The organism is Bacillus sp. FSL W8-0629 (genome assembly GCF_038593225.1).
Taxonomy (GTDB): domain Bacteria; phylum Bacillota; class Bacilli; order Bacillales; family Bacillaceae; genus Bacillus; species Bacillus altitudinis.
Genome location: NZ_CP151975.1, coordinates 3446374 through 3459499 on the forward strand (window position 1 = coordinate 3446374; position 13126 = coordinate 3459499).

The following is a 13126-nucleotide window of genomic DNA, read 5'->3' on the forward strand; positions in this document are numbered from 1 at the left end:
TCGTTAGTTCATTTCCTTCAACTGATCAATATACGCAAGGGCTGCCTCAAATTCTTCGTCCGTATAGCGCTGCTTGCTTTTAATGGTGAAGACCTTTTCCTTTACCTCATCTTTTGGCAGATCATCAAAGTATAAAATCGTTGAGACAAGCTCTAGAAAACGAGACGATTGCTCATTCATCTGCTGCGTCAGCACTTTGAGGTCAGGCATGTCCACTTCACACTGATCGAGAAACTCTTTCCCATTGTCCGTCAGCGAATAGCGATATTGATAGTATCCGCCCTTTTTTTCCTTCATTTCGTCCAAGAATCCAAGGTTGCACAGCTCTTCAATTCTGAGCGTCAACTCCTCTGAATAGGGGCCATAAAAATGAAAATCGTATTTCTCGTAAAAAGGCAAATCTAGCTTTTTTGCTATGTAAATCATTTTTTGCAGCTTCTTCCGTCCAACGATTTCCCCAGATTCAGAGAACACCTTCATCAACTTTGCATGCTCTTTCAACAAATTCCCGACATCTCCTTTTTCAGTACTTCCTTATCCCAATCCAAGCAGCTTCATGATCGCCTTCTTTTCTTCAGCTTTTTCCGACATATCTACAATTAAGTCCATCGGGAAATAAAGTTTATGATCGGTTCTTCGTTTACCGGAAATGGCGTCAACAATATCTGACTGTCTCGACAGTTCTTTAATATGACCACTTTGCGTCAAGAGATGGATCGGCAGCCGTTCTTCTTCTTCGCCCGGTCTATAGAAGTCATAAGGCAAATCAGAGGAAGAGTCGACCACTAAATAATAGTCAGGATCAATTCCTGCTTCTTTGAACAAAGCCGTCAGCTTGAAATATTTCGTCATTTCTTCATTTGGATTAAACTCTGTATATTGGAATAAACGGCGGTTCATAAAACGGCGGCACAAATCAGCCAGCACGTGATCTTCTTCATCTTCCCACGCCTGAAAATAAAATAAGACAATGGATTCATCCAGCTTAATATAGTCCTCTGTGGTGACATTTCCTTCAAAAATTGAATAAAAATGAACCGGGGCATGTGTAAAAATGTAGCCCGTTTCATGCAGCTCTTTTGCACGATGGAGAATTTTCGTTAAAATGACTTCCGCACTGCGTGTCACTGGGTGGAAATAGACTTGCCAGTACATTTGATAGCGGCTCATAATATAATCCTCTACGGCATGCATCCCGCTCTGTTTCATCACAATCTGATCTTCTCTTGGACGCATCACGCGTAAAATACGTTCCATATCAAAGTGACCATAGCTGACGCCTGTATAGTAAGCATCACGCTGCAAGTAATCCATTCGGTCGGCATCAATTTGACTTGAAATCAAACTGACCACCTGTTTGTTTTGATACGTTTTGGCAATGACTTCTGCTACATGCTTTGGAAAATCGTCACTAACCCGGCGCAGCACTTCATTTACTTCCGTCTGCCCTAAAATGATATCTCTTGTAAACGATTCATGATCTAAATGAAAGACCTTTTCAAAGGAATGAGAAAACGGACCATGTCCAAGGTCATGAAGCAGGGCGGCACTCAGTACAAGCTCACGCTCCCCTTCATCCCATTCGGGTCTTCCTTTAAACACATCATCCACAATTCGTCTGACAATCTCGTATACACCGAGTGAATGATTAAATCGGCTGTGTTCTGCCCCATGAAACGTTAAATAAGTGGTTCCTAGCTGTTTAATTCGTCTAAGGCGCTGGAACTCTCTCGTTCCGATTAAATCCCATATCAATGCATCCCGTACGTGAACATAGCGGTGCACAGGATCTTTAAATACCTTTTCTTCGGATAATTTCCCTTTTGGATACGCCATCGTTTCGTCCCTCTTTTTTTAAGACGTGTTTCTATTATATCGGGTAACTTTTCCCGAAAACATCCTTGAATTTGCTGGCGAATGTGTTCTCATAGATTGAACGGACGTAAAAAGCCCGACCTGACAGGGACGGACCTCTTTTTAGGTCGACTGAACACATTCAGTGACATTTATTTGACTTTTTTTTGAACCTTTTCGAGTAACTCATCTTCTGTTGGTGCGGATAATGGGCGATTGTTCACAAACGCAAAAGCCTTTTTTCGTCCTGGACCGCAATACGATTGACAGCCAATCTCAATTTTTGCATCAGGGTCAACCGATTTAAGTCGAGGCAATAACGTTTTTAGGTTCGTCGCATCACAATCGTCACATACGCGAAACTCATTAGCCATGTTCTTACGCTTCCTTTCAATGATGAAACTTCATTCTATATGAAACAGTTGGACAACTAAGAGTGAATAATATACCACCCAACATTGTACATCGAAGCGACTGGAGTTGCAAGATGCATTGTCAGCACAGAGACGTATTCACATAAAAGCTAGTATTTTCCACTATCCTTTTAGCAAACTTGTATAAACCTTCTTCAACTTGGCTAATCTAATACCATCAAATCTTATGGGGGTTTAAACACATGTCAAAACAAAGACAAGATGCTTGGTCAGAGGAAAATGATCTCCTTCTGGCAGAAACCGTCTTACGTCACGTCAGAGAGGGCAGTACACAGCTGAACGCATTTGAAGAAGTGGGAGACAAGCTAAACCGTACCTCAGCGGCATGCGGATTTAGATGGAATGCTGTCGTGAGGCATCAATATGAAAAAGCATTGGCACTTGCCAAAAAACAGCGTAAACAACGCATGCGTGCACTCGGCAATGGGCAGCCTGCGAAAAAACGTTTGCTCTATCAGCCGCAAGTTGAAGAAACGATCACACAGGAAGAGTTCTCTCAAGAACTGGAACCTGCGCAAGAAGAAACGTTTGCACCTGCAGCCGAAACAGCCGAACAGCTTCAGTTTGTGGATCAAAGCTACAATGAAGAGTTAGCTAGTTTATCACATTTATTGTCACAGGCTTCTCAAGTGACAGAGAAAAAGCCAGAAACCAATCCATTTGGGCAGCGCCAAGAGCTAACCATTGAAGATATCATTGATTTCTTACGCCGCTATGAAGGCGATGGACAGCAATCATCTGCCTTACGCATGGAAAACAGCCGGTTAAAACAAGAAAACAATGAACTTTCACATAAAGTGTCGCAGCTAGAAGCTGAAGTGAAAAAGCTTGAAAAGGATCAGCTCACGATTCAAGAAGATTATGAAACACTCGTCAAAATCATGAACCGTGCAAGAAAACTAGTTTTGTTTGAAGAGGACGACAGTGCCGCACCAACCTTTAAAATGGATCGTAACGGCAACCTTGAAAAAATGGCTGAATAACCAAAAAGTGCTCCCCACCTGCGGGAAGCACTTTTTTAAATATCCAAAAATAGCATCACACTAAAAAGGACATTGATCAAGAAGACGAACATAAAAATGTACCTGACTTGCCTCACCTGAAAATCACCAAACATAAAAATATAAAGCCCTGCGATACCAAGCGTCAGTACAGGCTGAAGAAACGGCACGAAAAGCGAAATGCCGTAGCCGGCTCCTATGATGACAGGAAGCCATAGTAAATAGAGGTAACCGCCATTTTTAGATTTCAAGAAACCACTCCCTCTCTTTCTTCTATCTGCTTGATTTCAGGCTGAACAAACTTGAGTCCAGCCATTGTACGTCTGCGTTTTTGTGATGTCCAAATCGCAATCGCCGGCTGATCCGTTAGAGACTCTGTGTCAATGGTGATCAGCACTTTCCCATTTAATTCAATTGAATCTTCAAACTCAATTTTGCACCCAGATAAACTGATATCATGTATGATCACCGGCACCTTCTCTTCTAGTCGGTCCTCATAGGCGATCGTGCCTGTCACACCTTGCAATGGCCTTCTCATCCATTTGCGCCGTAGAGCCTTTGGTACCTTCTCCGTTTCTCTTAAAAAGCGGAGAAACGTCCGAACGGCATACGATTTTTTCTCACGATCCGTCATTGCTACATGCTCTCGTGTGAATAAGAAACGGATCAGTGATAAATACTCTGATTTTTGTGTGTCAGTAAAAGCAACACCAATCATCAGCTTGTCTCCCTCTGGATAGCTCCAAACCACGTCACACGACACACTTTCATTCTCTTGAAAAAATAATTGCGTTTGTCCTTGATATAGAGAAGACGCTTGGTCCAATGGAATGGATAGACGCGCACCTGAATCACTCATATCTAGCAGGAAACAAGCAATCGACTGATCTTGATGATCAGAACGAAGATGCCCCTCTTTTTCAATGACAAATCGCTCTGATTTCCGATAACGCGGTCGATCAAACGCCACAAGCAGTGCCATGAATAAGCCTGCACCGTTATAAAGCACCCAAAAAATATTAATCAACAGGAGATCAGCGTTCATCGTCCCATTTACCTTCACATCGTAACCTATTTTCACAAGGGCAAGCAATGAGAGCAGCAAGAAGACCAGATGGGGAATCATCGTTTTCAAATGAAAATGTCTTTTGTCCGTTTGAATTCCCTTCGGTGTGACAAGAAATTCAACTCTCTTTTTGAAAAACAGCTCACTTAAAGCAACACCAGCTAGGTGGAACGCCATAGAGCTTTCATAAATGTGACTCCAGAACATGCTTCTCTTTTGATTCGACACAAGTTTAAATGCTAAATAGGAACTAAAGAATGCCGGTAGCCAAAACATGAAAACGGACTGGAAATCTGCCCAGAAACTTTGAATACCAAACAATAAAAACAAAATCGGTGTGAGAATATAAATCATTTTAAACAAACCGTTAAACCAATACACAATGCCATCTAAATAAAGAACTCTCTGCATAAGCGTTAAGCCGCGCACCTTCAAAGGATTAAACTTACGGGCACACTGAATGTTCCCTCTCGACCAGCGATCTCTCTGCTTTAACAGATCAAGCCAGCTTTCAGGTGCCAGACCGACGGCTAATACTTCTCCGACAGACACAGATTTGAATTTCCCTTGGAGAAGCATTCCTGTTGCCATGTCTTCTGTAATCACTCCAGTAGCAAATCCGCCAATTTCATCTAATGCCGTTCTTCTAAATACCGTATTACTCCCAACATACATGACGGCATTAAACCGATCCTTACCAGCTTGGAGAGTTTGCATGAAAAAGTCCTGCTCATTTGGAATTCGATCTTTCGAGAACATATTATATTGGAAAGGATCTTCGTTATAAAACGCCTGTGGAACTTGAACAAACGCAGTTGCTCCATCATGAAAATAGGGCACTGTTTTTTCTAAAAAGGAAGGAAGAGGGACCATATCTGCATCAAGTGTCAGAATCAGCTCTCCATCCGTTTGAGACATCGCATGATTTAAATTACCTGCCTTAGCAAATCTGTTATCTGTTCTTGTCAGGTAATGAACACCAAACGCAGAAGCAAGCTGCTCTACTGCTTCCCTATTGCCATCATCACATAAATAAATTTGAACGCTTTCCTTCGGATAAGAAAGATTCAAACAACCTGCAACAGTGCGTTTCAGCACCTCAATTGGTTCATTATATGTAGCTATGAAAATATCAACTGTTGGCAGCCTTTCAAGATCACTGATCATGACTTGTTTCCGATTTGAAGGCTTCCAAACAAGTGTATAAAACACAAGCAACTGGATAAACCCAATGCATTCACAGACAACAAGCAAAATGCCCATGACAACATTAAAAGTACCTTCATGCGGCAATGTAAAGAAGAGACGCCAGCAAATATAGGCAGCATTTGTTAACACACATAGCACAATGATGATTTTTTTCACAGTAGAGGCCATTGGCTGGATACGATATATCATATACAACAGAGACAAAATACAAAGCATAAACAGCGGGTAATACGTGGTGATGAATGACAATACATTTTCCTTCTTTCTTATGTCATAAAGGACTATCATATATAAAATGTCATAACAAAGGAGGGGATTCTTCCATTAGATTGCCCCTCCATTTCTATATAAATCATTTCCACAATCGATCTAACTGATTTGAATAAAAATCAATGGCCTTTCGATAACTCAAAATAGCAGGATCATTTGTCGTCTCAGTTAAACAGTTCAGTAATATTTCCATGGCTTTGCTATGTTCATTTAAATTATACAAAGTCATGGCATAAAACGTTTGAATAGCTTTATTATGCGGATAAGCTTCCATCGCATGGAGGAATATTTGTTTTGACTTTTCATATTCCCCTAAGGTTCTGTATGTACTTCCTAATCCTAAGAAAGCATCTTCTCTTTCTTCTGAAGACAAACCTAGTTCAAGGGCCCTCTCATAAAAAAAGACAGCTTGTTTTTCCTCCCCTAACACATCATAACTCCAAGCACATTGATAGTGAATGGAGGCATGATCTGGATACTCTTCTACAAGACGGATGAGCATGTCATTGGATTCTTGAAGATGTCCACTTTCTCGAAGTTCAATAGCTTTCAGAAGTTTCGTTTCCATTACATCACCCCTATTTTTAAGATGGGACGATATGTTTACGAGAACACTTTCTCATTCCGCTCAATCATCCGCGTCATGTTTTTCTCAAACTCCAGTTGTTCCTCGGTTGTCAACCCTGAAGCGGTCAGTTGCTCGCTCAACTTTTGAAGTTCTTCTAATAAAAGACGCATGAGAAGCGCACAATCAATGGATTCTCCAGTTAATTCTGATAGGGATGCCATCGTATCAGGCTGTATATCAGGGAATACCGCTTTCACCTCATGCCTTCTATCCTTTAAGGCCGCCTCATAAAAACGGCGAATCAAGTCAGCACGTTCCCGCCCGCTTCCATCTGCACACAAATAAATTTGCACAGCGACTCCACCGCGTAATCTACGCTGAGAAATGCCTGCAAATTTCTTTCCATTGATGCTCAAATCGTAGCTACCTGGACAGTAAGAGCCGACAATTTCATAGGCTTCAATGTCCACCTCATACATCGACAGCATCCGGCGGATCAATTCCACCATCGCATCATATCCTCGGTCAATATCAATGCCCTTCTTTTGTTCCGCAAAGATTAAAGACACATTTAGTACGCCTTCATCCAGCACAACAGCAAGACCGCCTGAATTGCGCACAATGACGCGATATCCCTCTTCCTCAAGAAGCTTTACACCATCTTGGAGAAATGGAAGTCTTGTATCCTGAATCCCAAGAACGATCGTATTGTGGTGCACCCAAGAACGCGCTGTCGCTGGTGAGAGTCCTTTCCCGACCGACGCACAAAGCGTATCATCCATCGCAAAAGATTGCTTCGGGTCCACATAGAGACCCAGGCTCGATTGATCTATGATTCGCCATGTCGGCTGCGTCAATAACTCAATAGGTTCATTTTTCATGTCCTGCATATCCTCTCGTTCATAAACTGTGTTTATTATAACATGGAGGGAGAATGAGCGAGAAAAAAGCTCTATGACAAGGAACGTCACAGAGCTTTTCAACTGGATGCTTTGGTTTTCTTGTTCTTCCTTTTCGAGATGAAATAAACAGCTGCAATCAAAACGACAGGAACCCCAACCACGAGGCCCGCAGCGATCAATGTGTTCCACGGCAAATCGATCATCTCCTTAATAGACTAAACTTCTATGAAACAGCCGTGACTTACCCAGCTTAACAAGTCTTCAGCCACCAATTCCGCATGCTGAGGGTCCATCACACCAGCATCGACAATCCATACTTTTTTCTCCTCTTCTGCCTGCCGCATAAGAAATACTCGCCCACCGCCATCGTCACCAATGGCTACATAGCCGCTGGCATAATGATGGACTTCCCATGTTGCATTGCGTTCTACTATGTCCTCAGTTCCGTATAGTAGAACATCGCCTTCGACGGAACATCCATTTGTCTGTTGTAGTAATGCTTTATATGTATGGGGCAGAACCATGTTTAGCTCGGATTCTGCCTCTTTGATATGTATATCACTTGCTGGTTTGTTTATGACCAGGTTGGGAATCTGAGAAAAATGAATCATTTTGAAAGCCCCCTAAAAGGTTGAACTAGCGTTTATTCAGCTGATTTTGTCATAATCCTTTTATACACCCGCAGGAGCACCTTTAATAAAAAATAGAAAATGATGACATCGAGTATAAAACCAAAAAATAGAAATTCAACACCATAATTTGAATGCAGGACTAGCCAATCAATGGGAAATCCTCGATAATCCGAACCGGCATGTGGGACATAAACCCCTCTCATAAAAGCTGTCCCAATGACGAGAAGAACACTGATGCTTAATAGCCAATTGACTGTTTTTTTGTTGATGTGTTTTTTCTGATTCATACGAATTCCTTTCTGTGTTTTTGTATCGCTTTCTAATACAAAGACTTCTACATATCACTATATAATCAATACAACAATTCTTTTAGTAGACTTTCCGCTTTATGTAATTCATCTAAAAATGGATTTAGATAATCATTATGACTATCCAAGTAAGCCCTAACTCCGCCAATGATAAAGACTTTTTGGAGATCATCATTGGCTTGCATGATTCTTTGGGCATTCTTGTATCTTCTATATATTAATTCAAGTACACCTTGATTGATCTCTTGAGAATATTCTTTTTCTAGGATGTTGATGACCGTTTGGATTTGTTTCGTTAGTTCTTGTTTTTTGTTCATTTAATGCTCCTTAAGACTTCGGCTCATACTAATAAATATCTAACCGTTGACAATTAAAACTTATAAAATCGCCTTCATTTATATCTCCCGGTATATTGTAATCCAATTCTAATAAAAGTCCGCCTACCTTCACTTTTTCATCACGCTTATCAATTAATTGTCCTAAAAAACTATAACTGAAATTATCATCTAATTTTTCAATTCTATACTCTGACAATTCAGCTTTCACTAAGTCTGACACATCTAAACAATAAATAGGTTCTAATAGTTCATTTTCTTCAAGATAATTTAATGGTTGAGCAAAACACATTATTTCCAGTTCGCCATCTGTTACAATCACTTCAGCTTCTGAGGCTTCTTGTGAAATCCAGTTTATTTTTTTTATTTTCAATACGATCACCCTTTTTTTACTTCTTTGTTTTTATCCCTAAACTTGGTGCTTTTTTAGAAAGTTCTTTAACCGATTTTATATGAAATGTGGTGATATTTCCTGTTTTTCTATCGAGCCCAACAAATCCGTATTTTGCACTTCCCTTTCCACCAACAATTCTTACATATCCATTCAGTTCTGGTACATATTGTCCCTTTTGAATAAGGTGATTTGCATCTTCAAGATAATTTTTGATATTGTATTTGTTTTTGCCGATTGCACCCATTATCTCTTTACTATGCTTTTCAAAATGAATAATAGCTTCATCACCTTTGAATTTAATCAGTTCACCCGTACCCTTTCTTGTCTTCTCAACTCTCTTCACCACATTCTTCCCTTGATCAATCTTAAAGACATATTTCCCGCCTTTAATGATTTTCATAAATGGGATAATAGAGGCTGCGGATAGGGCTTGGTCGGTGTTGCTAATATTTTTGCTGGTTTCTGGGTCTTTGCCAGTAACGGCTCGGTAGCCGTCGTAGATGCCGCTGTATTCTAAAATGATGTTTTCGGCGGTTGAGACGACCTTACCGTCTAGTATGCGTTTCGCATTGCCTCGGCTCCGGCTTTCTGGGATGTTGTCGACTTCTTCTATTCTTACTTCGCCGTTTGCGATATACGTTCGAATGATTTGTTTATTGGCGTAAACGGTGTATCTCCCGCCTATAAAATCAATGTCCGACGGATCTGTGACGACTTCATCAGCGATGTCGAATTCTTTTAGCTTTTTGATGCCTTTTACGTTATATAGTTTACCATTTACGACCCTGATGTCTCTATGAATCTTACTTTTCCCGCTCACAGCTTCTTTTTGTAATGTCGTAAGCAATGGATCGTTTGCTTTGACTTGCTTGTTGACGTTTAGGAGGGTGCCCCTATGAACCACCGTATCCACATTCGCCTGTTCTTTCTCACTCAATTTCTTCAACATGATCATCATCGGATTGTCTTTCGGGTTGTCTATTTTGTCATTCAATCCACTGATCGTGTTGCTTATTTTTTCTTCTTTTCCATTTTTGAAAATAGACCCTTTTTGATAACTCGTGATGTCGATTTTTGGGCCGGTGAACATGGTGCTTAGCGTGTTGATGAATTGTTTCATTGTTTGAAGGGAGCTTTTTGTTTCTTGCAAAGCACTTGTCTGCTCCCTGTCAAATGCATGAAGCAGACCAATGGTTCTTGAGGTCTCAAGCCATGCCTTTTGATAGTTTTGCTGAAAAGCTGATTCGTCTACACTTGGCAAGTGAACAATATGACCAACTCTGCCAATGGCGTGGTTCACCTCTGATACGATTTCAGAAATCGCTCGCTCCGCTTTTTTTAAGCCTTGATCAAGTTCGTGTTCAATAAATGCTTGTGATATAAAGCCGTGCTGATTTGATTCAAGGGTATGAAGCGCCTGCTTTGTTTGTTTGAGCGCAGAGCTGTATTCCTCAATGACAACCTGAAAAAATTGCAGGAAGGGAATATGGCATTCTGTATAAAAGGAGCGGATGGCTTGTCCCGCCTCTCCCTTTAGTGCGCCATCAAGTGAGATGATCTGTTGGATTTGTTTTTCTATGGAGCTAACCTGTTGTGATTGCTGCTTTAATGTATTCAGCGTTTGGTCAATTCCGTTTATTATCGCAAAAGCATCAAGGGTTTTCATTACGTTCTCCTTTATTTTCTTTTACTGCTGGAAGCAAGCGCCTTGTCCGTTTCGATCATGGTGTTCACCGCTTGTTCTGTTTGTACAAGTTGTTTCTGAAGAATGTCTATGTAGGATGTACTTAATTCGTTCAGCTGCTGATTGATTTTTTCTAATGTGTCTGCCGTCAGGAGCTGATTTCTTCCTTTGATGGTTGTTGGAAGTGTTGCATTCATTTGAGCGCCTGATTGTTTTGCATGCTGTAATACTCGTTTGACCTGACTGGCATCTATTTTAATTTCTCTGCTCATGTGACTACCCTCTTTTTTCTTCCAGTTGTTTTTGCTTTTCTTTCTCTATTTTTCTTTCAACCGAATGAATTTCATGTTCTAATGAATGGATCTCTGATTTTAAGTCGCTGATTTTCTCATCAATTCGATTCAATAGATTGGTTAGCTGTACACTTTTTATCTCTTGACTGGCGGATGCCATCTCGTCTCGAATGTCATCAAACGTATCTGCGAGATGGCCAAACCATGTATGTGATGTCAGATCTGGATGAGTCATTTTCTTGTTAGCATCTGCCAGAGCAGACTTTGCTTCTTTTATTTCTTTTCGACACATGTTCAGTTCTATGATTTGTTCTTTTTTTATGGATATGTCTGCCTTTAACGAATACAAGGCTGTTGTATAACCGATGATAGCTCCAGACATCGTCAAACACCTCTATTCCTCAAATAGTCCTCCGTTATGTTACCATTTACTAGCACAAGAGGCATATGATTGAAAACGAATTCAATAAAAAATGAATCGTATGTATTGGGTTTTTATACCTAATTCACATAAAAAAGCTGAATCCTTCGATAGGATCCAGCTTTTGATGCTTATTTTAAAGTTTCAGTGACTGATGCTGAGTCATGATCGTTACATGCAGCGTCTTTCTTCTCAGGGATATAATGGAGTGAAAACCCGACAAGGCTAAAAAAGGCACTTAACACCAGTGTTGGGTTTTTAAATAGGTTCGTACTTGCAATGATCATATCTCCCTTTTGCAATAGAATTCCTAGTATTTGACCGAATACCAACAACGTTCCTGACGTTAGGAATAGGACAAGCAGCACTTTAAATAAGAATTCCATCAATACTCTCATCTGTTTCTCCTTTCTATACGGGAAGTATCTCCATTCCAATGAGCCAGCCAATGCCAACGATCGGAAGCATATAATAGAGGATCAGTGGGATAAAGGTTTTTTCTGGTCTGGCCCCTGCTAGACCAGAAGCGATAAATATGGACCCTGATGCAGGCGGGGAAGCGCCTTCTGTTGATGAAAAAGCAAGAATGGCAACTACAGCCACAACTGGGTCCACTCCAACTGAGATTAAAGCTGAAAATGAGACAAGCCCAACAGCTGTTAATGTCGCTGTTGAAGATAGAGGGCCTGCCACCAGTGTGACAAGAACACCCACAATGAGCACCATGAGCCATTTCGGAATGGTAAGTACTGATGTGATTTGCGTCAAATCTTCTGCGAGTCCTAATTCAGCAAGCACTTGACTAGCAGCCACTGCAAACAGCATCAAGGCGCCAATCGTTGTGAATTTAGGAATGGCTGATTTGAAAAATTGAGACCAATCTAAAGCAGACGCCTTGCTTCTTCCAATTGTTAAACTAATCAGCATCATGAGAATCGGAATCCATGTAATTAAAGATATTTGATCCATTGCCTCTGGTCCGATGTTTGGGTTACTTTTTAAATAGTTTGCCAGAGGACCAATCGTGACAATGATAGGAATCAAGGCACCGAAAAAAATAAAGATCGACTTCCACCCTTGTTTCACAGCTTCCCAGAAAGGAAGAATATCATCTGGCGGCATGGCCTGGATTTTATTCTTTTTCACCAGAAGATACACCAAAATAAATCGGTATACGACTTGATACAGTCCTCCTATTAGAAGGGCAATATATAAATCTCCCTCAGATACAAGGGCGGCAACTGGTGCAAACCCAAGCATGATAAACATGGAAGAGTTCGGAGGCAGTGCCGCTCCAAGTCCGCCATTCCCTGCTAGAATCGTGGCCGTATGGGTCCGGCTCCACCCGGATTTAATCATCCAAGAGGCCGTGATAGAGCCAGTCGCAGCTGTGTTTGCAGAATTTGAACCTGAAAGAGCGCCTAACACTGCTGAACCTAACGTACTCATATAAGCTGCTCCACCAGGGAGTTTGCCTACAACCGAATTTAGGATTCGTAAGAGTGCATGAATTAATTCCAACTTTTCGATTAAATAGGCCATGAATACAAATGCGACAGCTGCATAAAGCACCTCATATGTGGATGCAAATATTAAACCATCCCAGAAAAGTCTTAACGCATCCAATCCGCCAAATAATGTGGTCGCAATAAAGCCTAATAGCATGGCTTCTCCCATATTCCGCTTCACGACGACATTCCATATAATGATGACAGCTATGAACACAATCAACGCAATAAAACCCATATCGTTTCT

Annotated in this window: 17 protein-coding genes; 1 reads left to right on the top strand and 16 read right to left on the bottom strand. The window is 41.0% G+C overall.

Features of this window, described 5'->3' with window-relative positions:
* Positions 1-3: 3 nt before the first annotated feature.
* The 3 genes from NSQ17_RS17855 to NSQ17_RS17865 form a co-directional block, all read right to left on the bottom strand.
* Positions 4-504, bottom strand: coding sequence for a YwgA family protein (locus NSQ17_RS17855; protein ID WP_100324663.1), 501 nt, complete (start codon positions 502-504; stop codon positions 4-6).
* Between the two features lie 30 nt (positions 505-534).
* Complete coding sequence (locus tag NSQ17_RS17860; protein ID WP_007497716.1) at positions 535-1836, bottom strand: HD domain-containing protein; 1302 nt, start codon at positions 1834-1836, stop codon at positions 535-537.
* A 170-nt stretch (positions 1837-2006) separates the two neighbouring features.
* A complete protein-coding gene (locus NSQ17_RS17865) occupies positions 2007-2228 on the bottom strand; it encodes a DUF1450 domain-containing protein (RefSeq protein WP_003215259.1) in 222 nt (73 codons plus the stop codon).
* A gap of 242 nt (positions 2229-2470) precedes the next feature.
* Between NSQ17_RS17865 and NSQ17_RS17870 the strand changes: the two genes are divergently transcribed.
* Positions 2471-3271: an RsfA family transcriptional regulator gene (locus tag NSQ17_RS17870; protein WP_039165221.1), complete on the top strand. Its 801-nt coding sequence runs from the start codon at positions 2471-2473 to the stop codon at positions 3269-3271.
* A 35-nt stretch (positions 3272-3306) separates the two neighbouring features.
* On the opposite strand, the gene NSQ17_RS17875 is transcribed toward NSQ17_RS17870, so the two are convergent.
* From NSQ17_RS17875 to NSQ17_RS17935, 13 genes are all read right to left on the bottom strand, one after another.
* On the bottom strand, positions 3307-3540 hold the full coding sequence (locus tag NSQ17_RS17875; RefSeq protein ID WP_035702387.1) for a DUF5970 family protein: 234 nt from the start codon (positions 3538-3540) through the stop codon (positions 3307-3309).
* Positions 3537-5813, bottom strand: a complete 2277-nt coding sequence (locus NSQ17_RS17880; protein ID WP_342467651.1) for a glycosyltransferase — start codon at positions 5811-5813, stop codon at positions 3537-3539. The genes NSQ17_RS17875 and NSQ17_RS17880 overlap by 4 nt, the downstream gene beginning before the upstream one ends.
* Before the next feature lie 103 nt (positions 5814-5916).
* Positions 5917-6402: a tetratricopeptide repeat protein gene (locus tag NSQ17_RS17885; protein WP_096881989.1), complete on the bottom strand. Its 486-nt coding sequence runs from the start codon at positions 6400-6402 to the stop codon at positions 5917-5919.
* 35 nt (positions 6403-6437) lie between these two features.
* Positions 6438-7283, bottom strand: coding sequence for a biotin/lipoate A/B protein ligase family protein (locus NSQ17_RS17890; RefSeq protein WP_096881990.1), 846 nt, complete (start codon positions 7281-7283; stop codon positions 6438-6440).
* Positions 7284-7519: 236 nt separating this feature from the next.
* The gene (locus NSQ17_RS17895; RefSeq protein WP_160757801.1) at positions 7520-7915 is read right to left on the bottom strand and encodes an SMI1/KNR4 family protein; all 396 of its coding nucleotides are present in this window, start codon (positions 7913-7915) and stop codon (positions 7520-7522) included.
* A 32-nt stretch (positions 7916-7947) separates the two neighbouring features.
* Positions 7948-8223 carry a hypothetical protein gene (locus NSQ17_RS17900; RefSeq protein ID WP_024719453.1) on the bottom strand — a complete coding sequence of 92 codons (276 nt, stop codon included), beginning with the start codon at positions 8221-8223 and terminating at the stop codon, positions 7948-7950.
* 65 nt (positions 8224-8288) lie between these two features.
* The gene (locus NSQ17_RS17905; RefSeq protein ID WP_024719454.1) at positions 8289-8561 is read right to left on the bottom strand and encodes a hypothetical protein; all 273 of its coding nucleotides are present in this window, start codon (positions 8559-8561) and stop codon (positions 8289-8291) included.
* A gap of 28 nt (positions 8562-8589) precedes the next feature.
* A complete protein-coding gene (locus NSQ17_RS17910; protein ID WP_017360093.1) occupies positions 8590-8952 on the bottom strand; it encodes a hypothetical protein in 363 nt (120 codons plus the stop codon).
* Between the two features lie 16 nt (positions 8953-8968).
* Complete coding sequence (locus tag NSQ17_RS17915; RefSeq protein ID WP_342467652.1) at positions 8969-10639, bottom strand: T7SS effector LXG polymorphic toxin; 1671 nt, start codon at positions 10637-10639, stop codon at positions 8969-8971.
* Between the two features lie 11 nt (positions 10640-10650).
* Positions 10651-10929, bottom strand: coding sequence for a YwqI/YxiC family protein (locus tag NSQ17_RS17920; RefSeq protein WP_008343583.1), 279 nt, complete (start codon positions 10927-10929; stop codon positions 10651-10653).
* Positions 10930-10933: 4 nt separating this feature from the next.
* A complete protein-coding gene (locus tag NSQ17_RS17925) occupies positions 10934-11332 on the bottom strand; it encodes a DUF5082 family protein (protein WP_041507929.1) in 399 nt (132 codons plus the stop codon).
* Positions 11333-11502: 170 nt separating this feature from the next.
* Positions 11503-11769 carry a hypothetical protein gene (locus tag NSQ17_RS17930; protein ID WP_008343586.1) on the bottom strand — a complete coding sequence of 89 codons (267 nt, stop codon included), beginning with the start codon at positions 11767-11769 and terminating at the stop codon, positions 11503-11505.
* A gap of 13 nt (positions 11770-11782) precedes the next feature.
* A complete protein-coding gene (locus tag NSQ17_RS17935) occupies positions 11783-13117 on the bottom strand; it encodes a TRAP transporter large permease subunit (RefSeq protein ID WP_045033885.1) in 1335 nt (444 codons plus the stop codon).
* Positions 13118-13126 lie beyond the last annotated feature (9 nt).